Source organism: Haloferax sp. ATCC BAA-644 (assembly GCF_000336975.1).
GTDB classification, from domain to species: Archaea; Halobacteriota; Halobacteria; order Halobacteriales; family Haloferacaceae; genus Haloferax; species Haloferax volcanii.
This window is the reverse complement of record NZ_AOLF01000013.1, coordinates 122,790-146,564: the sequence shown is the minus strand read 5'-3', so window position 1 is coordinate 146,564 and position 23,775 is coordinate 122,790. Positions and strand designations below refer to the sequence as shown.

21 protein-coding genes, 1 tRNA gene and 1 other RNA gene are annotated in these 23,775 nt (G+C 68.7%); 15 read left to right on the top strand and 8 right to left on the bottom strand.

Going from position 1 to position 23,775, the window contains the following annotated elements; all coding sequences use genetic code 11:
• Nucleotides 1–119 precede the first annotated feature (119 nt).
• From C458_RS04450 to tatAo, 8 genes are all read left to right on the top strand, one after another.
• Nucleotides 120–1,781 (top strand): type II/IV secretion system ATPase subunit, encoded by a 1,662-nt coding sequence (locus C458_RS04450; RefSeq protein WP_008573577.1) that lies wholly within the window; start codon nt 120–122, stop codon nt 1,779–1,781.
• A 1-nt stretch (nt 1,782) separates the two neighbouring features.
• Complete coding sequence (locus C458_RS04445; RefSeq protein ID WP_008573576.1) at nt 1,783–3,906, top strand: type II secretion system F family protein; 2,124 nt, start codon at nt 1,783–1,785, stop codon at nt 3,904–3,906.
• Nucleotides 3,907–3,990: 84 nt separating this feature from the next.
• A complete protein-coding gene (locus C458_RS04440) occupies nt 3,991–4,644 on the top strand; it encodes a class I SAM-dependent methyltransferase (RefSeq protein WP_008573574.1) in 654 nt (217 codons plus the stop codon).
• Between the two features lie 120 nt (nt 4,645–4,764).
• Nucleotides 4,765–5,793, top strand: coding sequence for an NAD(P)/FAD-dependent oxidoreductase (locus C458_RS04435; protein ID WP_008573572.1), 1,029 nt, complete (start codon nt 4,765–4,767; stop codon nt 5,791–5,793).
• A gap of 122 nt (nt 5,794–5,915) precedes the next feature.
• On the top strand, nt 5,916–7,154 hold the full coding sequence (locus C458_RS04430) for a DUF4382 domain-containing protein (RefSeq protein ID WP_008573570.1): 1,239 nt from the start codon (nt 5,916–5,918) through the stop codon (nt 7,152–7,154).
• 177 nt (nt 7,155–7,331) lie between these two features.
• A tRNA-Gly gene (locus C458_RS04425) sits at nt 7,332–7,402 on the top strand.
• A 112-nt stretch (nt 7,403–7,514) separates the two neighbouring features.
• Nucleotides 7,515–8,285: an SDR family oxidoreductase gene (locus C458_RS04420; protein WP_008573568.1), complete on the top strand. Its 771-nt coding sequence runs from the start codon at nt 7,515–7,517 to the stop codon at nt 8,283–8,285.
• Between the two features lie 166 nt (nt 8,286–8,451).
• Complete coding sequence (gene tatAo, locus C458_RS04415; RefSeq protein WP_008573567.1) at nt 8,452–8,724, top strand: Sec-independent protein translocase protein TatAo; 273 nt, start codon at nt 8,452–8,454, stop codon at nt 8,722–8,724.
• Between the two features lie 175 nt (nt 8,725–8,899).
• Here the strand turns inward: tatAo and ffs are convergent.
• An RNA gene (gene ffs / locus C458_RS17785) (signal recognition particle sRNA) lies at nt 8,900–9,211 on the bottom strand.
• 122 nt (nt 9,212–9,333) lie between these two features.
• The gene (locus C458_RS04410; protein ID WP_008573565.1) at nt 9,334–9,747 is read right to left on the bottom strand and encodes a hypothetical protein; all 414 of its coding nucleotides are present in this window, start codon (nt 9,745–9,747) and stop codon (nt 9,334–9,336) included.
• Between the two features lie 93 nt (nt 9,748–9,840).
• Here C458_RS04410 and C458_RS04405 point away from each other — a divergent pair, with 93 nt between their 5' ends.
• Nucleotides 9,841–10,992, top strand: a complete 1,152-nt coding sequence (locus tag C458_RS04405) for an acetyl-CoA acyltransferase (protein WP_008573563.1) — start codon at nt 9,841–9,843, stop codon at nt 10,990–10,992.
• Nucleotides 10,992–11,369 (top strand): OB-fold domain-containing protein, encoded by a 378-nt coding sequence (locus tag C458_RS04400; RefSeq protein WP_008573561.1) that lies wholly within the window; start codon nt 10,992–10,994, stop codon nt 11,367–11,369. Before C458_RS04405 ends, C458_RS04400 begins: the two co-directional genes overlap by 1 nt.
• 60 nt (nt 11,370–11,429) lie before the next feature.
• Here C458_RS04400 and C458_RS04395 read toward each other — a convergent pair whose 3' ends face one another.
• From C458_RS04395 to C458_RS04385, 3 genes are all read right to left on the bottom strand, one after another.
• The gene (locus C458_RS04395) at nt 11,430–12,233 is read right to left on the bottom strand and encodes a hypothetical protein (protein ID WP_008573559.1); all 804 of its coding nucleotides are present in this window, start codon (nt 12,231–12,233) and stop codon (nt 11,430–11,432) included.
• Nucleotides 12,234–12,310: 77 nt separating this feature from the next.
• Nucleotides 12,311–13,399 (bottom strand): NADH:flavin oxidoreductase/NADH oxidase, encoded by a 1,089-nt coding sequence (locus C458_RS04390; protein WP_008573557.1) that lies wholly within the window; start codon nt 13,397–13,399, stop codon nt 12,311–12,313.
• 63 nt (nt 13,400–13,462) lie between these two features.
• Nucleotides 13,463–14,227 carry a carbon-nitrogen hydrolase family protein gene (locus C458_RS04385; RefSeq protein WP_008573553.1) on the bottom strand — a complete coding sequence of 255 codons (765 nt, stop codon included), beginning with the start codon at nt 14,225–14,227 and terminating at the stop codon, nt 13,463–13,465.
• Between the two features lie 118 nt (nt 14,228–14,345).
• Between C458_RS04385 and C458_RS18835 the strand changes: the two genes are divergently transcribed.
• Complete coding sequence (locus C458_RS18835; protein WP_008573552.1) at nt 14,346–15,605, top strand: HEAT repeat domain-containing protein; 1,260 nt, start codon at nt 14,346–14,348, stop codon at nt 15,603–15,605.
• 126 nt (nt 15,606–15,731) lie between these two features.
• Nucleotides 15,732–17,393, top strand: coding sequence for a phosphatidylserine/phosphatidylglycerophosphate/cardiolipin synthase family protein (locus tag C458_RS04375; RefSeq protein WP_008573551.1), 1,662 nt, complete (start codon nt 15,732–15,734; stop codon nt 17,391–17,393).
• 30 nt (nt 17,394–17,423) lie between these two features.
• Here the strand turns inward: C458_RS04375 and C458_RS04370 are convergent, their stop codons facing one another.
• Nucleotides 17,424–19,325: a DHH family phosphoesterase gene (locus tag C458_RS04370; RefSeq protein WP_008573550.1), complete on the bottom strand. Its 1,902-nt coding sequence runs from the start codon at nt 19,323–19,325 to the stop codon at nt 17,424–17,426.
• 104 nt (nt 19,326–19,429) lie between these two features.
• The gene (locus C458_RS04365; RefSeq protein WP_008573548.1) at nt 19,430–20,284 is read right to left on the bottom strand and encodes a fructosamine kinase family protein; all 855 of its coding nucleotides are present in this window, start codon (nt 20,282–20,284) and stop codon (nt 19,430–19,432) included.
• A gap of 102 nt (nt 20,285–20,386) precedes the next feature.
• Between C458_RS04365 and C458_RS04360 the strand changes: the two genes are divergently transcribed.
• The gene (locus C458_RS04360) at nt 20,387–20,872 is read left to right on the top strand and encodes a Mov34/MPN/PAD-1 family protein (protein ID WP_008573547.1); all 486 of its coding nucleotides are present in this window, start codon (nt 20,387–20,389) and stop codon (nt 20,870–20,872) included.
• Nucleotides 20,869–21,297 carry an adenylyltransferase/cytidyltransferase family protein gene (locus C458_RS04355; RefSeq protein ID WP_008573545.1) on the top strand — a complete coding sequence of 143 codons (429 nt, stop codon included), beginning with the start codon at nt 20,869–20,871 and terminating at the stop codon, nt 21,295–21,297. Before C458_RS04360 ends, C458_RS04355 begins: the two co-directional genes overlap by 4 nt.
• Nucleotides 21,298–21,420: 123 nt before the next feature.
• On the opposite strand, the gene coxB is transcribed toward C458_RS04355, so the two are convergent.
• On the bottom strand, nt 21,421–22,179 hold the full coding sequence (gene coxB / locus C458_RS04350; protein ID WP_008573542.1) for a cytochrome c oxidase subunit II: 759 nt from the start codon (nt 22,177–22,179) through the stop codon (nt 21,421–21,423).
• Nucleotides 22,180–22,341: 162 nt separating this feature from the next.
• Between coxB and C458_RS04345 the strand changes: the two genes are divergently transcribed.
• Nucleotides 22,342–23,748 (top strand): heme o synthase, encoded by a 1,407-nt coding sequence (locus C458_RS04345; RefSeq protein WP_008573540.1) that lies wholly within the window; start codon nt 22,342–22,344, stop codon nt 23,746–23,748.
• Nucleotides 23,749–23,775 lie beyond the last annotated feature (27 nt).

The window sequence follows — 23,775 nt, the reverse complement described above, 5'->3', positions numbered from 1 at the left end:
CCGGTCGTGCTCGTCGAATGACAGTCTCCCGCGCGGACCTTTTAAGTCTCGACCCACCATATCCCCGACCAACTGACCGGGTGACGATGCCACGAGATACGACGAGCGAGACGAGGGGAATGCGCGACCCGTCGGTGGAACGAGGGGTGTGGAGACTCCTCGCCAGCGGGGAGTTCGACGCCGCGGCCGCCGAAGCAGAGCGGCTCTTGCGCCGAACCGCCGAGATGCTTCGGGGGTCGGACCTCGACGTGCGCCCGCTTTCGCCCGACGACACGCCGCTCGGAACGTACGAGGTCCCCGGGGGCCACGAGGAGGTCGAGCGCTACTGGGTGAACGCCCCCTTCGCCTACGTCGTCGTCACCTACGACACGGACGCGACCGCCCACCAGTACCACACCGTCGAACCCGACCTCGACGAGTTCGAGGCGTCGCTGCTCGAACGCGTCCGCACCGACGTGCGCGACCCGCTTTTGTACCGCCGCGAGGCGGACCCCCGAACCGAGACGGCGCTGGTCGAGGAGCTTCAGTCGATTCTCGAACAGTACGGGCTGGAACTCGACATGAACACCTTCTACACGCTGTTGTACTACCTCCGGCGCGACTTCCACGGCTACGGCCCGCTGGACCCGCTGATGAAGGACCCCCACATCGAGGACATCTCGTGTGACGGCTACGACCTGCCGCTTTTCGTCTACCACGACGAGTACACCGACATCGCCACGAACGTCTCGTTCGCCGCCGAGGAACTCGACAACTTCGTCATCCGCCTCGCCCAGCGCTCCGGCCAGCACATCAGCGTCGGTGACCCCGTCCTCGGGACGACGCTCCCGAACGGCGCGCGCGCCGAGTTAGCCCTCGGGGAGGAGGTCACGCCGCGCGGGTCGGCGTTTACCATCCGCCTCTACGCCGAAGAGCCGTTCACGCCAATCGACCTCGTGCGCTACGGCACGTTCTCCATCGAGCAGATGGCCTACCTGTGGCTCTGTATCGAACACAACAAGAGCCTCATCTTCGCGGGCGGGACGGCCTCGGGGAAGACCACCTCGATGAACGCGGTGTCGATGTTCGTCCCGCCGCGGTCGAAGGTGCTGTCCATCGAGGACACCCGCGAACTCGCGCTCTACCACGACAACTGGCTGTCGTCTGTCACCCGCGAACGACTCCACGAGGGGACCGACATCTCGATGTACGACCTGCTTCGCTCGGCGCTCCGGCACCGCCCCGAGTACATCATCGTCGGCGAGGTTCGCGGCGACGAGGCCGTGACGCTGTTCCAGGCGATGAACACCGGCCACACGACGTTCTCGACGATGCACGCCGACAGCATCGAGACGGTCATCAACCGCCTCGAAAACGAGCCAATCAACGTCCCGCGCGCGATGGTGCAGTCGCTCGACCTGCTGTGCGTCCAGACGCTCACCCGTCATGGCGGCGAGCGCGTCCGCCGCTCGCAGACCATCGGTGAAATCGGCGACATCGACCAGCGGACCGGCGAGCTCGACTACTCGTCGGCGTTCGCGTGGGAGCCCGAGACGGACACGTTCAGTCAAAACGACAGCTCGCTGCTCACCGAAATCCAGCGCGAAAACGGCTGGTCGCGGACCGAACTCCGGCGCGAACTCCGGCGGCGCGAGGGGTTCCTCCGGTACCTCCTCGACAAGGGCGTCACCGACTACCGGCGCTTTACCGCGCTCATCAACGAGTACTACGCGGACTCGGAAGACGTGATGCGGCGCGTCGAGGCCGACGAGAACATCGTCGACGCCGGCTCGGAGGCCTGAGATGGTCGCACAGTACCTGTATCTGCTCCCGCTCGTGCTCGCCGTCCTCCTCGTCTTGCCCGTCGTCCTGTCGCCGGTAAGCCGCGCGGCCGACCTCCTCGTCTCGCGGGTCGCGCTCTCCGTCTTCGGCTTCTACGTCGCCAACGAGAACCCCCGGCGCAGGGAACAGCGAACGCAGCTGCGGGCGGCGCACGTAAGCGTCACCCACCGCGTGTACGCCTCGCGGACGCTCCTCATGGCGACCGTCTTCGGCGTCGCCGGGAGCGTCTTCGGCGTCTACCTCGCCGCCGTGACGCTCGACACCCTCGCCGTCCAGTCCGAGACGATTCGAGAGGTCCTCCCCGGCGCGCTCGGCTTCCTCGGCGGGCTCACGAGCATTCAGGCGCTCCCGCTCCGCGACCTGTTTCTCGCACTGCTGCTTTCGAGCGCGACGCTCGGGGCGCTCCTCGCGCTCGGCGTCTACTGGGGTCGGTGGTACGTCCTCACCGAGCGGGCGCGGACCCGCTCGTCGGAAATCGAGGCGACGCTCCCGCGGACGGTCGCGTTCGTCTTCGCGCTGTCGCGGTCGGGGATGCCGTTCCCACAGGTGTTGGAGACGCTGGCGCGAAACGAGGCCATCTACGGCGAGGCGGCACGCGAGGTCTCCATCGTCGTCCGCGACATGGACGCCTTCGGCACCGACGTGCTCTCGTCGCTCCAGACGATGGCCACGCGGACGCCGAGTCCGAGCCTCGAGGAGTTCGCCGAGAACCTCGCCAGCGTCCTCGGGAGCGGTCGCAACCTCTCGTCGTTCCTCCAAGAGCAGTACGAGCGGTTTCAGGAGGAAGCCGAAGCCCAACAACAGCAGTACCTCGACTTGCTTTCGACGTTCGCGGAGGTGTACGTCACCGTCCTCGTCGCCGGCCCGCTGTTTTTCATCACCGTTCTCGTCGTCATCGGTCTCGTCCTCGCGGACACGCTGACGCTCATCCGGGTCGTCGGCTACGTCGGCATCCCGCTGGCGAGCTTCGGCTTCGTCGTCTACATCGACAGTATCACCGAGTCGCTCCGGGGCGCGGCGGTCGCCGACGACGGCGCCGACACCGCGGCCGAGTCGGCCCGGCGCATCGACGCGACCGGCGGCGTCGGCTCAGCCCCCGCGACCGACGGCGGCGAGACCGACGCCCGAGGCGACCCGTGGCGCGCGAACCGCGAGCGGCTCGCCGCCTACGACCGGCTCCGCGCGCTCCGCAACTGGTTCGAACGCCCCCTCGACACCCTCGGGCGCAAGCCGCTCGTCGCGTTCGCGCTCACCGTCCCGCTGGGGCTCGTCTGGGTCGCGCTGCGGGCCACGATTCCCGCGGCCCCCACGATACTCGGCGTCGCCGACGCGGTGGACGAACACGTCGTCGAGGCCGCAATCGGTTCGCTCGTCGTCGTCTCGATGTTCCACGAGCTGCGAAAGCGCCGAATCCGCGCCATCGAGCGCAGCATGCCCGACTTCCTCGACCGCCTCGCGAGCGTCAACGAAGCCGGGCTGACGGTCGTCCAGAGCCTCCGCCGGGTGTCGGCGTCGGATCTCGGGCCGCTCGGCGACGAGGTCGAGCGCGCCGTCCGCGACATCGACTGGGGGGCCGACGCACAGACCGCGCTCCGGCGGATGGACCGCCGGACGGCCAGCCCGATGGTGTCGCGGTCGGTGACGCTCATCACCAACGCGATGAGCGCGAGCGGCGACCTCGCGCCCGTGCTCCGCATCGCGGCCAACGAGGCCCAAGACAGCCGCCGCCTCGCCCGCGAGCGGAACCAGGAGATGCTCACGTACCTCCTCGTCATCTACATCTCGTTTCTCGTCTTCCTCGGTATCATCGCCGCGCTGACGGTGTCGTTCATCCCGGCGGTCGAGCAGGCCAGCGCCGGAGGCGTCGGCTCCGGCGAGGTCGCCGGCGTCTCCTCGGGCGCGTTCTCCGGCCTGCGCGACGTGGACACCGAGTCGTACACGCTGTTGTTCTTCCACGTCACGGCCATTCAGGGGCTCTGCTCGGGGGTTATCGCCGGACAGCTCGGTGAGGGACAGATTGCCGACGGCGTCAAGCACGCCGCCATCCTGCTCGTCATCACCTACGTGACGTTCCTGTTCATCTGAGCGCGCGCGACTCATCAGGGGGACGACCCCCGACCGACGCCCGCGACCCGTGCGGTCTTTGTCCCGCCGCCCCGACCGACCGGCATGGACGGAGACGAACCCCGAGACGGGGTCCGCGAGACGTACGACCGCATCGCGTCGCACTTCGCGTCCACCCGCGAGTATCCGTGGCCCGAAGTCGATTCGTTCGTCGCCGACGCGACCGAGTCGGGACCGGCCGCCCGCGCGCTCGACCTCGGCTGCGGCAACGGCCGGCACGTCGAACTCCTCTCCGAGCACGCCGACGAGGTCGTCGGCCTCGACGTGAGCCGCGGTCTGCTCGACGAGGCGGTCGCGCGGGCGGCGGAACGCGGCTTCGACGCCGGACTCGTGCAGGGCGACGCCTCGCAACTCCCCTTCACCGACGACGCGTTCGACCTCGCGGTGTACGTGGCGACGATTCACCACCTCGCGCCGCGGGCGGCGCGCGTGGCGAGCCTGAACGAACTCGCGCGCGTGCTCGACGCCGACGGCCGCGCGGTCGTCAGCGCGTGGAGCACCGCCCACGACACGTTCGACCGCGAGGACGGCTTCGACACGACGGTCGACTGGACGCTCCCCGGCGGCGAGACGGTCCCCCGCTTTTACCACATCTACGCGCCCGACGAGTTCGACGCCGACCTCGACGCGAGCGACCTCACGGTGGTCGAGTCGACGGTCTCCAGCGGGAACTGCTACGCCGTCGTCGCCGGCTGCTGAGCGTTGGTTGGGACTGCGGGCGTCACGGATGAAATCGTGTTGGTTGCTAACACGTTTCGGGTGGATGCCGGCCGCGCACAGGTGATGTGGGCTTAAGAGCGCCGCGACGAATTCCCGTGTATGACCGACACCGACGAACCACGGGAGTACGAGGTTGTCGTCGTGGGCGGCGGCCCCGCGGGCCTCCAGACCGCGCTCTACACGACGCGACTGGGCCACGACACCGCGCTCGTGGACCGCGGCGGCGGCCGCGCGGCCATGATGCTCGACACGCACAACGTCATCGGCGTCACCGAGGACACCTCGGGCAACGAGTTCCTCGAAACCGCGCGCGGCCAGCTCGAAGACTACGGGACCGACATCCACCGCGACTTCGTGACCGACGCGGAACGGTTGGACGACGGTCGGTTCCGCCTCGTCGGCAACGACGGCGAGTTCGTCGCCGACCGCGTCGTGCTCGGCGTCGGCTTCAACGACGAGCGCCCCGAGCCGCCGCTGCCCCGCACCGGGAAGGGCCTGCACTACTGCCTCCACTGCGACGCCTACATGTTCGTCGACGAGTTGGTGTACGTGATGGGCCACTCGGACTCGGCGGCCTACGTCGCCATGATAATGCTCAACTTCACCGACGAGGTCGACCTGCTGCTCCGCGGCGACGAGCCGACGTGGTCCGACGAGACGGACGAACTCGTCCGCGCGCACCCCGTCGACATCGTCGAGGAGGAGCTTTCGGGCATGACGAAGCGCGACGACGGCTGGCTGGAGAGCTTCGAGTTCGAAGACGGAACCGTCCGCGAGTACAAGGGCGGCTTCGCCATGTACGGCTCGAACTACAACACGACGCTGTTCGAGGCGCTCGACGTGGACCTCGACGACGACGGAACGGTCCCCGTGGACGACCACGGTCGGACCAGCGTCGACGGCGTGTTCGCGGTCGGTGACATCACCCCCGGCCACAACCAGATTCCGGTGGCGATGGGCAAGGGCGCGAAGGCAGGTATCGCCATCCACATGGAACTCCGCGAGTTTCCCAAGAGCCTCGACGAGATTCGCGCCGAGGGCGCGGTGAGCGTCGACGACGTGCCCGGTATCTCGCCCGGCCTGCTCGACAAGGCCAAGCAGTTCAACGAGTCGCACGCGGACGACTGAGGCCGTAATTCAGCGAAATTCGGTGAAAACCGAAGTCTACGAACACCCTTCTAAAGTTCTCGCGGCCAGTACGGTCTCCCACGATGAAACGTACTGGACTTGCGACTGTCCTGCTCGCGCTCATGGTCGTACTGGCCGGCTGTGCGGGCGGGGCCGGCACGATGACCGAGACGCAGACCGACGGAAGCGCCGACGCGACGACGACCACGTCGTCCGACGGCGGCGACGACGCGGCCCGGACGGGAACCGTGAACTTCTACGTGAGCGACGAGCAGAACGCCATCGCGGACTTCGAACACCTCAACGTCACCATCGAGCGCGTGACGCTCATCCGCGCGAGCGGTGACGCCGACTCGGAGACCGAAGCCGACACCGACGACGCGGAGGCCGACAATGAGACCGGGGCCGAAACTGAAACCGAGACCGACACCGCGAACGACACCGACGCGGAGGCGAACGCGAGCGTCGAGGTGGAAATCGAAGCTAACGCGACGGCGAACACGACGAACGGGTCGGCCTCAACCAACGGGTCGGTTGACGCCGACGCCGACGCCGACGCCGACTCCGAGGCCGACATCGAAACCGAAGAAGCGGACGACGCGAACGACACCGACGCGGCCGAAGGCGAGTCGAGCGTCGCCTACGAGGTCGATAACGCGACCGTCGACCTGACCGAACTGCAGGGCGAGAACGCGAGTCTCGTGGGCGAATACGACGTGCCGGAGGGCAACTACACGAAGGTCTTCGTGCACGTGAGCGACGTGAACGGGACGCTGAAGACCGGCGAACAGGTCAACGTGAAGCTCCCCAGTAACAAGCTCCAGCTCAACACGGACTTCGAAGTCGGCAACGGCGAGTCCGTGGACTTCGTCTTCGACATCACGGCGTTCGAGGCGGGCAACAGCGGGAAGTACATCCTCAAGCCCGTCGTGAGCGAGTCGGGGACGGACGTGCCGATTACGAAGGTCGGCGCGGGAGCGGAAGCCGACGCCGAAGCTGAGGCTGCGGTCGACGCGGGCGAAAACGAGACCGATGAGGCCGGTGAGAACGCCGAATCCGATGCCGAAGGCGACCTCTCCGTGAGCTTCGACGGGAACGTCTCCGCCGGCGAGAACGCGACGGTCGTCGTCACGCGGAACGGGACGCCCGTGGAGAACGCGACGGTGACGATAAACGGCGAGGCCGCCGGCGAAACCGACGCTGACGGCGAGCTAGGCGTCCCCATCCCCGACGAGCGAGACGTGACGGTGGTCGCCGTCGACGGCGAGTCCGAGGCTGAGGCGGAGTTCGAGTTCGAAGTAGTCGGGAGCGCCCCCGACAACCCCGACGAGGGCGGCGAATCGACCACCCTCGCCGCCTGACCGAAAAGGTAACATCCTTATTGGGGCGTCGAGAATGAAGGGATAGACGCGACGTTCGCGCGCACCGGTGTCTCGGCCGAGCGAAGCGAGGCCGAGGCTCGGTGCGAGCGAGTGAAGCGAGCGAGCACCGGTGTTGAGACGGACGGAGTCCGTCGATGCACGGTGCGAATGCAATGAGCACCGGTGGTCTAATGGTAAGACATTGGCCTTCCAAGCCAATTATCTGGGTTCGATTCCCAGCCGGTGCATCTTCTCCGAATCGCTACTCGCCGCGGAGAGCACTCAGCGACTCTCACACCGTCGGAATCGCCATCTATCATTAACTATCACCCCATCGATATCGTGTGTGGTGAATTACAGATGAGCCTACTCGACGGCCGCGTCGCGGTCGTTACCGGCGGTAGTTCGGGTATCGGACGGGGAATCGCGCTGGCCTACGCCGAGGCGGGCGCGGACGTGGTGGTCTGCGACATCCGCGAAGAGCCGAAAGAAGGCGGCGCGCCCACCCACGAACAAATCGAGTCGGACACCGACTCGTCGGCGACGTACGTCGAACTCGACGTGACCGACCCGGCCGCGTTCGAGGCGGCGATGGACGCCGCCGAGGCGTTCGGCGGGGTGGACGTGATGGTGAACAACGCCGGCATCTGGCGGCCAGAGGAGTTCCTCGAAGTCACGGAAGACGAGTTCCAAGGGATGCTGGACATCAACCTGAAGGGCGTGTACTTCGGGGCGCAGGCGGCCGCGAAACGGATGGTCGAATCCGGCGGCGGGAGCATCATCAACGTCTCCAGCGTCAACGGCATCTTCGGCAACGGCAACTACCCGTCGTACAGCGCGTCGAAGGGGGCCGTCCGGACGCTCTCGTACTCGCTCGCCCACGGTCTCGGCGGCGACGGCGTCCGGGTGAACGCGATTCACCCCGGCGCTATCAGGACGAAAATCGGCCCCGAGGGGGCCGAAGAGACGGGCGAGGAACAGACCGCGCAGTTGACCGCCATGATTCCGCTCGGCCGGCAGGGCGAACCGGACGACGTGGCCGGCGTGGCGGTGTTCCTCGCCAGCGACCTCTCGAAGTACGTCACCGGCGAGTCCATCGTCGTCGACGGCGGCTGGACCAGTTGGCGGTGACGCGGGAGCGACGCGGTGTCGGTTCGGTTGCCGACGCGGTCGGCTCCGCCCGCCCGCGTCGTGTCGTCTAAACGCCCACGAGTGCCGAAATACGGAGACTACGGCGACTTCGAGACGCCGAGACGGACCGTCTCTCTTATCTTCCCTCCGAACGTAACCGAACGTAATGCTGGATTCCATTCCGCTGTTCCCCGGACTGCCGGGCGGCCCAGAACTGCTCATCGTCCTGCTCATCGTCGTCCTCCTGTTCGGTGCGAACAAACTCCCCCAACTGGCCCGGTCGTCTGGGCAGGCGATGGGCGAGTTCCGTCGCGGCCGCGAAGAAATCGAAGAGGAACTGAAGAAGGGCGCGGAGGAGGGCGACGACGAGGACGAGAAAGAAGACGAGGCCGAGGCGGACGACGCCGACGCGACCGAGACGGAAGCCGAGAACAGATAGTACGCGTCTCCCCGGGGAACCGGACCCCTTGTGCGGTCTTTTACGGTCGCGAGTGTCTACTGTTTGCAGTCGCTCACGAGGTCGGTAACGACGCCAGACCGCGGCTTCGAGGGCCGACGGCGAGCCTGCGACCGAGAGACCGGCCGGTCGGCGAGTAACTGCATGAGGTATGAATGGGTGGACAGCGAGGTTGCCCGGCGTTCCGACGTGGGGAATCCCGGTTGCCTCCTCCACCCCGCGATCCCTCGAGCGACGCACGTCCGATGGTCCGCTGCTCGCTTCCGCGCCTGGCGGGGTACCACCGATGAACCGCGCGAACCCTTCCCTGCGGAAGGGGTACGCGGAACCGCTGTCCCCGAAGGACGAGGTTTCTACGTTGGCTTCCGGGGCCCGCGCCGGTCTGACCGGACGCGCCCGTGTTCGGTCCCCGCTAAAGACCTATTTCGCGGGTGGAGAGCAGGGCCTAACTGCCCGACCTAGTCCACTCCCTCATTATCCACCGACTGTTAAGGGCCTTTCGACTCGGGTGCGGGAAAATCGGGGGACACCGTCGGGGTGGTTCGACGCGGCGGCCCCGCGAGTCGCCGGTTCCGGTCGGTCGCACCCGGCTCACAACACGTCGCTGGCGTACCACGCGCCGCCGACGAACGTGACGAACGCGGCGGCCACGACCGACCAACGGTGGTACGAGAGCCACGAGTACTGCTGGTCGAAGCTGAACAGGAGCGTCTGGTCGATGGAAAACGACCACAGCGCGGCGATGCCGAGCATCGAAATCGAGAGGACGAAGGCGAGGCCGGCGGCCGTCGCCGGGTCGGTCCGCTCCTGTCCGCCCGAGAGGAAGACGACGGTTTCGAGGAGCGCGAGCAGTCCGACGAACGAGATGCCGACCGGGCCCGCGGCGTAGTAGGCGGCCACCTGTCCGTCCCCGCCCTCGACGGTGACGGCGGGAATCGCGACGGCGAGTGCGAGGAGCAGCGCGCCGACGATTCCGACGGTCGGCGCGAGGCGTTCGGCGTCCATGGCCGGTCGTTCGGGCGACCGACTGATAAACGGTTTGAGACGCGCCGGCGAGGGATTGCCCGGTTTTAAATCGCGCTGCGACGACGTGCGCGTATGGACCGCGTAGCGATTATCGGTGCATCGATGACCCAGTTCGGGCAGCGAGACGCGTGGATTCGCGAACTGCTCGCGGAGGCGGGGCAGGCCGCGCTCGCGGACGCCGACGTCTCGCCCGACGAAATCGAGCACCTCTACGTCTCGAACATGGCGAGCGGCGAGTTCGAGGGCCAGACGGGCGTCCCGAACGCCCTCGCCCACGACCTCGCGGCGATGCCCGCCTACACCGCCCGAATCGACCAGACCTCCTCGTCCGGCGGCGCGGGCGTCTACGCCGCGTGGCAGTCGGTCGCCTCCGGCGCGTCCGACATGACGATGCTCGTTGGCGGCGAGAAGATGACCCACCGCTCGACCGCCGAGTCGACGGACGTCATCGCCTCGCTGACGCACCCGGTGGAGTACAAACACGGCGTCACGCTCCCCTCCTTCGCGGGGCTGACCGCCCGGCTCTACCTCGACACCTACGACGCCCCGCGGGAGTCGCTCGGAAAGGTCGCCGTCAAGAACCACAGAAACGGCGTCGACAACCCCCACGCCCAGTTCCGTAAGGAAGTCGACCTCGACACCGTCCTCGACTCGCCGGTCGTCGCCGACCCGCTTCGCCTCTACGACTTCTGTCCCATCACCGACGGCTCGGCGGCGCTCGTCTTCTGCCCCGAGTCGGTCGTCCGCGAGTACACCGACGACTACGCCGTCATCTCCGGCATCGGCGGCGCGACGGACACCCACGTCGTCCACGAGCGCGCCGACCCGACCACGATGGGCGGCGTCGTCAACTCCTCGGAAATCGCCTACGAGATGGCCGACCTCGAACCCGACGACATCGAGGTGGCGGAACTCCACGATATGTTCACCATCCTCGAATTCCTCCAGTCGGAGGACCTCGGCTTCTTCGAGAAGGGCGAGGGCTGGAAGGCCGTCGAGGAGGGCGTCACCGACCGCGACGGCGACCTTCCCATCAACACGTCCGGCGGCCTGAAGTCGAAGGGTCACCCCCTCGGCGCTTCGGGCGTCGCGCAGGTGTACGAGATTTACAAACAGCTCATCGGTGACGCAGGCGAGCGGCAGGTCGATGCCGACGTGGGCCTCGCGTGCAACGTCGGCGGCTTCGGCAACTGCGTGACCACGACCATCATGGAGTCCCGATAATGTCCGACGACGAACCCGCGATGGAGGCGTACCGCTACCCCGACGGGAGCATCACCTACCCCGGCCACCCGGTCGGTCCGGGCGGCGAAGAGCCGGTCGGCACGGTCGACCTCAGCGACTACACGGCGACGGTGCTAACGTGGACCACCTCCACCGCGACGCCGCCGGGCGTCCGCCAGCCAAACACGCTCGCCATCGTCGAGTTCGACGTGGACGGCGAGCCCGTCCCCGCCATCGGACAGGTCACCGGCGAGGACGACGTCGACATCGGCGACGAGGTCCGCCCGGTCTACTGCGAGGAACTCCGCGAACCCGGCGCGGGCATCCGCGAGCCAGCGAGTCAAGAGTGGGACGGCTACCGCTTCGAGCCGGTCTGAGCGGGCGCGTCGAGAGTCTTTTTCACTCGCGTCTGGACCGCTGGTGCCTGGAGTCGCCGCTTAGCGGTCGCTCGGCTCGTCGCCCGCGCCGGCGTCGGTTCCGTCGGTTTCGTCGTCGCCGTTCACTTCGCGCTTAATCGACTCCAGTTCGGCGTCGACATCGACAGTCGGCTCGTCGCTCCCGCTCCCGTCGTCGCCGCCGTCCGGGCCGGCTTCCTCGGTCACGTCGATGCGGACCGGTCCGGTCCCGACCGGCTCGGCGTCGCGTGAGGTTCGGGTCCCGTCACCGGAGCGCCGGGCGTCGTCGCGCCGTTGCCACTCGGATTCGAACGTGCGTTCGTCCTCGCGCCAGCGACGCTCGCGGGCGGTTCGCTCGCGTTCGGCCTCGCTGAGTCGCGCGTCGAGTTCGTCGGCCAGCGAGCGGGCGCGGTCCATCACGTCGCGCGCCTCGGGGTTCGACGGAAGGTCGGCCTCCGAGAGCGCGTTTCTGAGTTCGTCGAGGGCGCGGTCGACGCCGGAGACGGCGCTCTTCGGGACGTTTCGCATCCGTGCCTCCGTCTCGCCTCTGGCGTCGTCCATCGCGCGGCCGGGGTCGGAAAGCCGCATGAGGCGGCGGAGCAGTTCGAGAGAGGCGATAGTCGCTTCGAGGACGGCGATGACCGTCGGGATGGTGTACGACTCGGTGAACCGCAGGACCTCACCGAACGTCGGCGGGCGCGGGGGGCGAAATCGGTCGTCGCCGGTGACGCGTCGGCCGAGGTTGCGGTCGCGCTCCTCGCGGAGTTCCGCGCCGAGTTCGTCGAGCGTGTCCCCGAGTTCGTCGAGTACGTCGAGGATGTCGTCGTCGCGTCGTCGGTCGCTCATGGCCCACGGTTGGGTCGCCGCGGGGATAAGCGTTCGAGGGGGCGAACGCGGGGTGCGTTTCGAGGGTACCGCCGTCGCTACCGCCGCGGGACGGCGCGCTGGTACTGCGGCGGCCACTCCGCGTCGGCGTCGAGGTCGCCCGCGGCGTGGAGCGCGAAGTACGGGTCGTAGAGATGCTCGCGGCCGACGATGGCGAGGTCGGCCCGCCCGTTTCTGACGACCTCGTCGGCGTGGCGCGCGGTTCGGATGCCGCCGACCGCGCCGACCATCGCGTCGGTCTCCTCGCGGATGACCTCCGCGAAGGGTATCTGATAGCCGGGGCCGGTGTTCGGAATCCGCTGGTCGGGGTGGATGCCGCCGGCGCTCACGTCGACGAGGTCGACCCCGAGGTCGTCAAGGTCGGCCGCGAGGCGAATCGACTGCTCGATGTCCCACGACTCGCGGTCGTCCAGCCAGTCGGTCGCGGAGATGCGGACGAACACGGGCTTGTCGTCGGGCCAGACCCCGCGGACCGCGTCCGTGACCTCGCGGAGGAGTCGCGTCCGGTTTTCGAACGAGCCGCCGTACTCGTCGTCGCGGCGGTTCGTCACCGGCGAGAGGAACTCGTGGAGGAGGTAGCCGTGGGCCGCGTGGACCTCGGCGATTTCGAAGCCGGCGTCGAGGGCGCGCTCGGCCGCCGCGCGGAAGTCGTCGACGACGCCTTCGATACCGTCGGCCGAGAGCTTTCGGGTCGGCGGTGCCTCGCCCTCGTAGGGCCACGGCGCGTCGCTCGGGGCGACGGTCGTCCACCCGCCGTCGTCGGGTGCGACCGGCTCGCTCCCCTCCCACGGCCGGGTCTTGCTCGCCTTCCGGCCCGCGTGGGCGAGTTGGATGGCCGGCGTGCTCCCCATCGACGAGACGAACGAGGTTATCTGGCTGAGCTTCTCGACGTGGTCGTCCGACCAGATGCCGAGGTCGTTCGGCGTGATGCGCCCCTCGGGGGAGACGGCCGTCGCCTCGGACATCACGATGCCCGCGCCGCCGACGGCGCGACTGCCGAGGTGGACGAGATGCCAGTCGTCGGCGAACCCGTCGGTCGAGGAGTACTGACACATCGGCGAGACCATGATTCGGTTTCGAACCTCCGTCTCGCGGAGCGAAAGCGGCGTAAAGAGCGAGTCCGTCATCGCCCCCGATTGGGCGCGGTCGGAAAAACGCCCCTCGGTTCCGGTGATGCAGTCCGGTTTCGGCTACTCGACCGAGCCGACGAACGCGCGCTGTTCGGCCAAGAGGTCGCGGTCGAGCGTCCACACGAGGTCGCGCTCGCCGCGGTTCAGCGCGGCTGCGACCACGCCGTCGGGCCTGACGACGAGCGAGCGACCCGCGTACTCCGAACCCGCGGTTCCCGAAATCGACCCGCTCCCCGTCCGGTTCGCGCCGACGAGCCAGCGAACCCCGTCGAGGGCGCGGGCGCGACAGAGCAGTCGCCAGTTCGTCGAGTGGGCGGCGGGCCACGCGCCGACGACGAACAGGGCGTCGACTCGCTCGTCGGTCAGCGCGGCGCTGTCGCCGACGAAGTTCAGATCGTAGCAGGTGAGGATGCCGGCCCGTCCGGCGGGCGTGTCCGCGACGACGAGTTCGTCGCCCGGCGTGAGGATATCGGCCTCGCCGCCCCAGAGGTGTCGCTTGCGGTAGACGGTCGCCGAGCCGTCGGGTCGGACGTAGGCGGCCGCGTTGTGGAGCGTCTCGCCGTCGCGTTCGAGGTAGCCCGCCAGTACGTCGAAGCCGTTTTCCGCGGCGACGGAGGCGAGGAAGTCGGTCGCGCGCTCCCGGGGTATCGCGCCACTGAAGGCGCGGTTGTCCGCGACGAAGCCCGTGAGCGCGTACTCGGAGAACAGCGCGATATCGACCGACTCGGGGAGGTCGGCGGCGCGGGCGCGCACGTCTGCCTCGTTTCGCGCCGGGTCGAGGTCGAACGCGGCGCGCTGCGGGACGGCGATAGTGGGACCGGTCACGCTCGGAGGAACGGACGGGTCGCGAAAAAGTGACCCGGATGGAATCGGCGGTCGGTCCCGGTCCGAGACGCGGAGCGAAGGGAAACGCTCTTTTTACAGTCGAACGGACTTCCGACATATGAGTGACGGGGACGACGACACGACAGAACTCTCGCCCGAGAGCTTCGACGAGCGCCTGACCGAGGCCGAGGAGGCTCTCGAGGCGGCCGAGACCGAAGCCGACCTCGACGAGGTCGAGGCCACGCTCGACGACATCGAGGCCGACGTGGAGGCCGCGGACCTGCCCGAACCGGACGACGAAGACGAGGATGACCCCGCCGAGGAACTCGAATCGCGCCTGTCCGACCTGCGCGACGAACTCGAATCCCAGCGCGGTCCCTACGCCGACGACGCCGTCGAGACGCTCGAAGAGGCCAAGTCCACCATCGCGGACACCCGGTGGACCGAGCAGGGCGAAGGCGAAATCGTCGCCGCGGTCGAGACGTTCGCCGACGAGTTCAACGGCGTGCTCGACGCGGGCGTCTCGGTCGACGGCGACGACGAGGACGCGCTGACCGCCGCCGTCGACGACGCCGTCTCGGCCGTCGAGGCGGCCGCCCTCGACGCCGACGAGGACGCGGAAACCATCGCGGACCTCATCGAAGTCGCCGACGGTCTCGCGGACGGCCTCGACGACGCCCAGGAGTGGGACGACCTCGAAACGCGCGAGAAGCTCCAAGTGCAGGGCTTCTACGACGTGCTCGGCCACTACAAGGACTTCCCGCCGGAGCTGTCGGCGCTGAAGGAACACGAAAAGCGCGGCAACGTCGAGATGATTGCGCTCGCGTTCGAGAGCTTCCAGTCCGACTTCATGCAGGAGTACTGCATCGAGGCGTTCACGCGGATGAACGACGACCGCGCCTACGAGACCATCGAGGGGCAGGCCAAGCGCCGCGACAAGGGCGTCATCAAGGCCATCGGGAAGATGGCCGCCGAGGAGGGCGTCGAGATGCTCGTCGACTACGTCGACACCGACAGCGACCCCGCGCTCCAGAAGGTCGTGTTCAAGGCGCTCGGCGAAATCGGCTCCGAGGAGGCGACCCAACCCATCGCGAACAAGCTCGTCACCGAAAACGACAACGTCCGCTCGGCCGCCGCGCGCGCGCTCGGTCTCATCGGTGACACCCGCGCCGTCGAGCCGCTGTCGGACGTCGTCGCCGACGACGACGAGGACGCCGTCCGCGCCAGCGCCGCGTGGGCGCTCCGACAGATCGGCACGAACGACGCGCTCGAAGTGGCCGCCGGCTACGCCGACGACCGCTCGTTCCTCGTCCAGCGCGAAGCCGAACTCGCCGCCGAGTTCCTCGGCGACGACATCGAAGCCGAAGCGACCGTCTGAGACCGCACGACCGATGCGGTAGCCCGGCGGCTCTGCGGTCCCCTTTCGTTCTCTTTCTCTCGCAGTCGCTCGCGCTGAGTCCCCGGTTGCGAACGTTTTTGTAGGGAAACGCGACCACCGCGGGGTGTGTCTCGACGGCCCCTCACCACCGCGTTCGCCGCCTCGCTCGTGGTCCTCATCGCGGCCGCGGCCGTCGTCCCCGCGCCGATAGCGGCCGCGCCGGGAACGGCGAACGCGACAGAATCAGCGACCGCCGCCGACCCGCCGGTACCGGGTGAACCGCGCATCGTCGCCGCGCTCCCCGACCCGGCGACGCCCGGCGACCGCGGCGAGTTCGTCGCCGTCGCCGCGCCCGCGGGAACCGAGCTCTCGCTGTCCGACGGGGAAGACACCGTCTCCTTCGTCGCGCCCGGCGGCACGGTCGCCGTCGCCACCGACCCGGCCGCGGCGTCGAACCTGACCGACCTCCCAGTGGTCGCGCCCGGTCTCGACCTCGCCAACGGCGGCGAGACGGTCACGCTCCGCGTCGTCGGTGGCAACGGTGACACGGCCGGCAACGGCGTCGTCGCGGACCGCCTCAGCTACGACCGGAGCCGCGAGGGCGCGCGCCTCGAACGGCGGGACGGCGCGTGGTCGTGGTGGCCGCGGACGCTCCCCCGGCGGAACGTCACGACACACGGCCCCGCGAACGCGACGCTGTTCGTGCTCCCCGACTCGCCGGAGCGTCCGATAGCGACGCTCCGGGCGGCCGACGAGCGGATTCTGCTCGCCGGCTACGTCGTCTCCTCCGCGCGCGTCGCCGACGAACTCGTCGCCGCTCGCGAGCGCGGCGTGCAGGTCGGGGTACTGGTCGAGGACAGCCCGGTCGGCGGCTTCCCGCGGCGGTCGGCGCGCGTCCTCGACCGCCTCGTCGACGCCGGCGTGTCGGTCCGAGTCGTCGGCGACCCGCACTCGTTTCACCACCCGAAGTACGCCGTCGTCGACGACGCGGCGCTCGTGATGACCGAAAACTGGAAACCCGCCGGAACGGGCGGGAAAAAGAGCCGCGGCTGGGGCGTCGTCGCGCGCTCGCCGGCCGTCGCGGCCGACCTCGCGGCCACGTTCGAAACCGATGCGAGCCTCCCAGAGACCGCTTCGTGGGAGACGTACCGCGTCGGCCGGTCGTTCGTCCGCACCGAATCGGCGAACGGCTCGTATCCGTCGCGCATCGCGCCCGAGACGCTTCGAGTCGACCGCGTCGCCGTCCTCCGCGCGCCCGACAACGCCGAGTCCGCGGTCGTCGCCCGACTCGATGCCGCCGAGAGCCGAATCGACGTGCTACAACCGACCGTCGAGGCCGACGGCCCGTTCGCCCGCGCGCTCAAGCGCGCCGCCGACCGCGGCGTCCGCGTCCGACTCCTCCTCGGGAGCGCGTGGTACGACGAGGAAGAGAACCGCGCGCTCGCCGAGCGCCTGAACGAGTGGGCCGACCGAACCGGCAGCCCGCTCTCGGTCCGCCTCGCGCGCCCCGGCGGGCGGTACGGCGCGATTCACGCGAAGGGCGTCGTCGCCGACGACACCGCGCTCGTCGGCAGTCTCAACTGGAACCGGCACTCGGCCCGCGAGAACCGCGAAGTCGTCCTCGCGCTGTCGGACCCGGCCGCCGCGGCGTACTTCCGCGAGGCGTTCGCGGCCGACTGGCGAGCCAGCGGGCGCGGAGCGGAGCCGAAGCCTGGACTCGTCGCCGCGGCGGCCCTCGCGGTCGTCGTCGGACTCGCGGCGCTCAGGCGACTGGAGTTCGAAAACTGAGCGGTCGCAGTCTGAGAGTCGAACGCCGGCTTACGCCGTCGTCGACAGCTCTTCGTCGATGTCGGCTTCGGCCATCTTCTCGACGAGGCTGTCGATAACCTCCTCGCGCATGCCGCTGACGAACTTGATGGAGCCGACGACGAGGTGGCCGCCGCCGGAGACGCCGCCGCCGACGACCTCTTCGTTCAGTTCAGCGACCATCCGCGGGATGTCGAGGCGGACGCCGTCGGAGCGGAGGACGGCGAAGTCGGGACCGTAGCCGATGGTGATGACCGGCTCGCCCGTCTCCTGGACCTTGCGGTCGTGGAGCTTGCCCGTGGTCTTGCCCGGCGCGGGGTAGGTAAAGCGGTGGGCCCACTTGTCGAGGTCGATGCGGTAGAGGTTGGCCCCGCTGTCGAGGCGCTCGTGTTCGAGGTGCGGCTCGGCCGCTTCGAGCTGGCGGTCCACGTCGCGCTCGGCGCGCGTCGAGAGGAACTCGACGAGTTCGCGGTGGCGCGCTTCGTCGTCGCAGCCGACGTTGAGCACGTCGTTGACGATGGATGCACCGTCGTTGTAGCGCAGCCAGTGGGCGGCGTAGTCGAGCGCTTCGCCCACGTCGAGGAGCTGTTCGCGGTCGTAGCCCTCGTCCTCGGCGAGCGCGATGTACTCGTCCATGACCTCCGCCTTCGAGCGGTCGGACAGCCCGGCGACGGCGGGGACGTGACGCAGTTCGTCGGTCACGTCGGGGTGAATCATCCGGGCGAGTTCGACGCACATCATGCCGGTCGTGATGCGGTAGTCCTCGTCGTGGAGGTACGGATTGACGTGCGCGTCGAGAAGCGGGTCGACCGCCTCGGGGTCGGGGTGGTGGTGGTCGACGACCGCGATGGGCACGTCGTAGTGCGCGAGGTTCTCGTAGGCGGGCACGTCCTCCTCGGTCGACCCGTTGTCGAGCATGAGCAGGAAGGGGAGCCGCTGGCCGTGGCGGGCGCGGCCTTCGAGCGCGAAGTTCAGGTCGCGGGTCACGTCCTCCATCTCGTAGAACGGGGCCTTGCTCGGCAGGCGCTTGAACAGGTGTCGCGGCGCGTCGGGGTCGTCGTGGACCTCCGTGATGAGCCGTTCGAGGGCCAGTTGGACCGGGACGGACGCGCACATGCCGTCGCCGTCGGCGTGGTGGCGGACGCGAATCGGGCGGCCCTCGAGGACCGTCCGGCGCAGCAGGCGCGCCACGTCTTCGAGGTCGTCGCGGAGCTTCTCGAACGCCGACCACTCCACGAGCGGCTCGACCGGCTCGGGCTCGGCGCGCTCGTCGAGCGCGGCGTCGATGCGCTGGCGGGCGTCGGCCGCCGCCTCGTCGTCGAGGACGGTGAGGCCGTCGACTTCGAGCTGACGGGTGCCCTCGTGGTCTTCGACGGTGCCGGCCATGCGGACCACGTCGTCGAGGTCGACTTCGGGGAACGCGCGGACGCCGGCCTCTTCGAAGGCGGCGGCGGCGACGATGCCGGAGTCGTCGGCGATGCGGAAGACGGTCGGGCCGCCGGTCTGCTTAATCTGCGTGACGACGCCCTCGACCGTGACCGACTCGCCGACCGAGAGACTGGAGATAGGCGTGATGGTCGGCTCGTGGTCGACGGTCAGGGTGCGGTAGTCGTCGGGCGTGTCCTCGGCGAACGCGATGTCGCCGTTATCGCGGACGGATTCGAGGCGGACGACCAGTCGGTCGCCGACCTCGTAGTCGGCCGAGAGGTTGGACTCGTGGATGAGTCCGGAGACGGAGTCGGAGACGTCGACGAAGATGCCGTACTCCACGACGCCGTTGACGACGGCGTGGTAGTGCGCGTCGGTCTCGACATCGTCGGCGGTACAGTTCGGTGCGAGATCATAGACGATAGGTCGCGCGTCCGAATTCGGACCCGAGTCGTCGCCGGAATCCCCGGCGTGCTCGTCGCTCATAGTCCCGCTAGGTCAGGGGGTAGTGTTAAGCTTTACAAAAGCATCTCGCGTGCGCGGCCGGTTCGCACGGCTCGGTTCGGCCCGACACTCGCATTCGCGGGCGGTCAGTAACCGAGTTCGTCCAGCGCGTCTTCGACCGACGGGACGTAGTCGGCCCCGAAGACGCGGACGTGTTCGAGGAGGGGAAACAGCGCGTAGACGGGCGACCGCGACTCGAAGAAGCCGCCGGCGATGGGTCGGCGCTCGTCGTAGGCGTCGAAGAAGGCGTCGCCCGCGGCGTCGAACCAGTCGATGTAGGCCAGTTCGACCTCGGGGTGGCCGTAGTAACACGCCGGGTCGAGGAAGGCGACGACGCGGTCGTCGCGGACGCGGAGGTTCGCGCCCCACACGTCGCCGTGGACGAGTCGCGGGGCCGCCGGTTCGACGAGGAGGGCGTCGAGGTCGGCGGCGACCGACTCGATTCGCTCGGCGGTCGCGGCCGGTAAGCCGGCGTCGCGCGCCGCGTCGGCCCACGGCAGGAGGCGCTGGTCGCGGAAGAACGCGACCCACGAGTCGGTCCACGGGTTCGGCTGTCGGTACGGTCCGGAGAGGGTGTCGTAGGGGAAGCCGAACGCCGGCGCGGTCGTCTCGTGGAGCGCGGCGAGGTGGGTGGCGAGGTCGCGCTCGGCGGCGGCGGTCAACTCGGACGCGCCCTCGACGTAGTCGAGGACGAGCAGGTCGGCGTCGGCGTGGTGGACCGCGGGGACCGGAAGGCCGGCCGCGGCGAGCGAGTCGAGCATCGCCGCCTCCACGTCGAGCGGCGTGTCGCCCACCTTCGCGACGACGGGGTCGCGCCCATCGAAATCGAGTCGGTAGACGCGGCCGACGTGTCCGCCGTCGAGTTCGGTTGTCGCGGTCGGCGGCGCGTCGGCGGCGAGCGCGTCCGTCACGCGGGCGACGAGATCGGAATCGAGCGTCACACCCGATGTCGAGCGAGCGCCGACCTCAGTATGGCGGTTCCGTTCCGGCGACCGACTCGGCGTTCCGGAACCCTTAGATGGAGCGCCCGCGGACGGTTCGGTATGCGACTCTTCCGGTCGCGGGAGGTCGTCGGCATCGCCGCCGACGCCCTCGACTTCGCGCTCGAAGCCTCTGCGGAGACGCATCCGAACGAGTACATGGGACTCCTCCGCGGCGAGGAGGCCCGACGGGTCGGCGTCGACCGCGACGGCTACGTCGTGACGGACGTGCTCATCATCCCGGGGACGGTCTCGGACCCGTACAGCGCGACCGTCAGGAACGACCTCGTGCCGAACGACTTCCGCGCCGTCGGGTCGATTCACTCGCACCCGAACGGCGTCCTCCGCCCGAGCGACGCCGACCTCGACACGTTCGGGAGCGGCCGGGTCCACATCATCATCGGCTCGCCGTACGGCCCCGACGACTGGGAGGCGTTCGACCAGTCCGGAGAGGTCCGCAACCTCGACGTGCTCGACGCGGACCTCCCCGACCCCGAATCGTTCTTCGACTTCACGCAGGACGACATCGACGCGGAGTTGGACCGATGAGACGGGTCATCGCGCAGGGCACCTTCGACATCCTCCACCCCGGCCACGTCCACTACCTCTCGGACGCCGCGTCGCTCGGCGACGAACTCCACGTCATCATCGCCCGCGGCGAGAACGTGACGCACAAGCCGAAACCGATACTCGACGGCCGCCAGCGCCGCGACATGGTCGCCGCGCTCGACGTGGTCGACGAGGCGCATCTCGGCCACGCCGAGGACATCTTCGTCCCCATCGAGGAGATCGACCCCGACGTCATCGTCCTCGGCTACGACCAACACCACGACGAGGACGGAATCAAAGCCGCCCTCGACGCCCGCGGCATCGACTGCGAGGTCACGCGCGCGACGCCCCGAGAGTCCCGCCACGACGACGAACTGCTCTCGACGGGTCGCATCATCGACCGCATCGTCGAACGGCGCTGTTGAGTCACCGTTCGTCCGGCCGATAGCCGACTGCACTGCGGCCCGCGACGAGTTCTCCGACGACCGACTGCGACGAGCGCGAGCGTCGTCACTCGGGAGCAGCGTCGAAACAGAAGGGAGGAAGCGTTACTGCGTGGAGTTCGTCGCGGTAGAGTTCGAGGTGCCGGACGACTCGCTGTTGGCCGACTGCTGTTCGTCGAGCCAGTTCTGGTACTCGTCCTGCGAGACGACATCAACGGTGAAGTACATCTGGGAGTGCGCGACGCCGCAGTACTCAGTACAGTAGCCCTGGTAGGTGCCTTCCTCGTAGGCGACGGTCTTGATGGTGTTCGTGGAACCCGGCATCGCGTCCTGCTTGAGGCCGAGTTCGGGGACGTGGAATCCATGTATCACGTCCGTTGAGGTGACCTGGAAGTAGACCGGGCGGTCCTTGGGGATGACAATCTCGTTTCCGGACGAGAAGTTACCCTCCTCGGGGTAGTACATGTTCCAGCCCCACTGGTAGGCCTCCGCCGTGACGACGACCGGGTCGTCGTCCATGGCGATGTCGTTGCCCTGGTGCGTGACGTTCTCGTTGGCCAGCACGCCGTAGGAGGCGACGCCGACGAAAAGCAGGATAATCGCTGTCGCGATGGTCCACGTGATTTCGAGCCGGCGGTTCTCCTTGGTCGGCAGTGCGCGCTCGCTGTTGCGGAACTTGATGACGGTGTAGAGGAGGATGACCTCCACCAGCACGGTAATCGGGATAGCGACGTACAGCAGCTCCCCGTTCAGCTGGTTGATGAGTTCCGACGTGGCAGACGCCTGCGCGGCGGCGGGGGGGGCAACGAGCGCCATCGCGGCCGTCGCGAGCAGGGACGCGAGCGCGAAACGCGTCTTTCTCATACTGAGCGAGACTTAGGAACAACCGCATAAATGCGTACCGACTCTCGGCCCGCCATTTATCAACCCCTCCCCCTCATATCACGGGGAGCGGCGCCCGAACGCGAAGCGGGAAAGCGCGGGTCCTAAATACGGGACGGCCCAACACGTCCGTAGGTGAATTTCGTGGCCACGAATCGCGATTCGAACACGTTCCACGGCCTGCTCGCGGCGACCGCGATGGGCGTCTATCTCCTGCTCATCGTCGGCGCGACGACCGCGCTCACGGACGCGACCGCCGCGTGCAGCGCGTGGCCCGCGTGCGGCGACGGCTTTTCGCTCCCCGCGACGCTCGACGGCTGGGTCGCCCTCGGCCACCGCGTCGCGGCCGTCCTCGTCGGCCTCCTCACGGTCGCCACGCTCGTCTCGGCGTGGCGGACCGACACGTCTCGCCGGGTGCGAGCGACCGTCACTGCGTCGGCCGTGCTCTATCCCGCGCAGGCCGGCCTCGGCGCGGTCGTCGCCACCGTCGGCGTCGGCCCCGCGCTCTCGACGCTCCACTTGGTCCTCGGGATGGTCATCTTCGGCGGCCTCGTCGCCGCCCTCGCGTGGACGCTCGAAGCGGCCACCGGCGACCCCGACGACGCGCCGGTCGGCACCCCGTCGATGAGCCCTCCGGCCGACGACGGCGAGCGACCGTCCGTCCCGACCGACCCGGTCGCCCGCGCGAAGGCGACGGTCAACGCGTACTTCCGGCTCATGAAGCCGCGGCTGATGTGGCTCCTCTGTCTCGTCGCGTCGGCGGCGATGGCGCTCGCCGGCACCGTCTCGTCCGGCCTCACGCCCGAGGTCATCGCGGCGACCCTCGGCGGCGGCGTCCTCTCTATCGGCGCGTCCGGCACGTTCAACCACGTCCTCGAACGCGACGTGGACCGCCGGATGCAGCGGACCAGCGACCGGCCGCTCGCGGTCGACCTCGTCCCCGTCCGCAACGCGGTCGCGTTCGGCCTGCTCCTGACGGTCGCGTCGGTGGCGCTGTTCGCATCCGTCAACTGGCTCGCGGCCGTCCTCGGCGTCGTCGCCATCGCCTTTTATAGCGTCGTCTACACGCTCATCCTGAAGCCCAACACGGTCCAGAACACCGTCATCGGCGGCGCGGCCGGCGCGCTCCCGGCGCTCATCGGCTGGGTCGCCGTCACCGGCGATGTCGGCCTCGGGGGCGTCGTCCTCGCCGTGGTCATCTTCCTGTGGACGCCCGCGCACTTCTACAACCTCGCGCTGGCCTACAAGGACGACTACGCCCGCGGCGGCTTCCCGATGATGCCCGTCGTCCGCGGCGAGACCGAGACGCGAAAGCACATCCTCTGGTGGCTCGGCGCGACGCTCGTCGCCGCCGCCGGCCTCGCGGTCATGGACGCCCTCGGGGTCGTCTACCTCGTGACGAGCATCCTCTTCGGCGGCGCGTTCCTCTACTTCGTCGTTCGCCTGCACTACGAGCGCGACGACACCGCCGCCTTCCGGGCGTTCCACGCCTCGAACGCCTACCTCGGGATGTTGCTGCTCGCCATCGTCGTCGACACGCTCGCCATCTGAGACTCGCCTGCGACACCACCCAAACAC

Bases quoted from the DNA above. Each gene is read 5' to 3' on its own strand.
- C458_RS04450 (WP_008573577.1), top strand. From the start codon at position 120: ATGCGCGACCCGTCGGTGGAACGAGGGGTGTGGAGACTCCTCGCCAGC.
- C458_RS04445 (WP_008573576.1), top strand. From the start codon at position 1,783: ATGGTCGCACAGTACCTGTATCTGCTCCCGCTCGTGCTCGCCGTCCTC.
- C458_RS04440 (WP_008573574.1), top strand. From the start codon at position 3,991: ATGGACGGAGACGAACCCCGAGACGGGGTCCGCGAGACGTACGACCGC.
- C458_RS04435 (WP_008573572.1), top strand. From the start codon at position 4,765: ATGACCGACACCGACGAACCACGGGAGTACGAGGTTGTCGTCGTGGGC.
- C458_RS04430 (WP_008573570.1), top strand. From the start codon at position 5,916: ATGGTCGTACTGGCCGGCTGTGCGGGCGGGGCCGGCACGATGACCGAG.
- C458_RS04420 (WP_008573568.1), top strand. From the start codon at position 7,515: ATGAGCCTACTCGACGGCCGCGTCGCGGTCGTTACCGGCGGTAGTTCG.
- tatAo (WP_008573567.1), top strand. From the start codon at position 8,452: ATGCTGGATTCCATTCCGCTGTTCCCCGGACTGCCGGGCGGCCCAGAA.
- C458_RS04410 (WP_008573565.1), bottom strand. From the start codon at position 9,747: ATGGACGCCGAACGCCTCGCGCCGACCGTCGGAATCGTCGGCGCGCTG.
- C458_RS04405 (WP_008573563.1), top strand. From the start codon at position 9,841: ATGGACCGCGTAGCGATTATCGGTGCATCGATGACCCAGTTCGGGCAG.
- C458_RS04400 (WP_008573561.1), top strand. From the start codon at position 10,992: ATGTCCGACGACGAACCCGCGATGGAGGCGTACCGCTACCCCGACGGG.
- C458_RS04395 (WP_008573559.1), bottom strand. From the start codon at position 12,233: ATGAGCGACCGACGACGCGACGACGACATCCTCGACGTACTCGACGAA.
- C458_RS04390 (WP_008573557.1), bottom strand. From the start codon at position 13,399: ATGACGGACTCGCTCTTTACGCCGCTTTCGCTCCGCGAGACGGAGGTT.
- C458_RS18835 (WP_008573552.1), top strand. From the start codon at position 14,346: ATGAGTGACGGGGACGACGACACGACAGAACTCTCGCCCGAGAGCTTC.
- C458_RS04370 (WP_008573550.1), bottom strand. From the start codon at position 19,325: ATGAGCGACGAGCACGCCGGGGATTCCGGCGACGACTCGGGTCCGAAT.
- C458_RS04360 (WP_008573547.1), top strand. From the start codon at position 20,387: ATGCGACTCTTCCGGTCGCGGGAGGTCGTCGGCATCGCCGCCGACGCC.
- C458_RS04355 (WP_008573545.1), top strand. From the start codon at position 20,869: ATGAGACGGGTCATCGCGCAGGGCACCTTCGACATCCTCCACCCCGGC.
- coxB (WP_008573542.1), bottom strand. From the start codon at position 22,179: ATGAGAAAGACGCGTTTCGCGCTCGCGTCCCTGCTCGCGACGGCCGCG.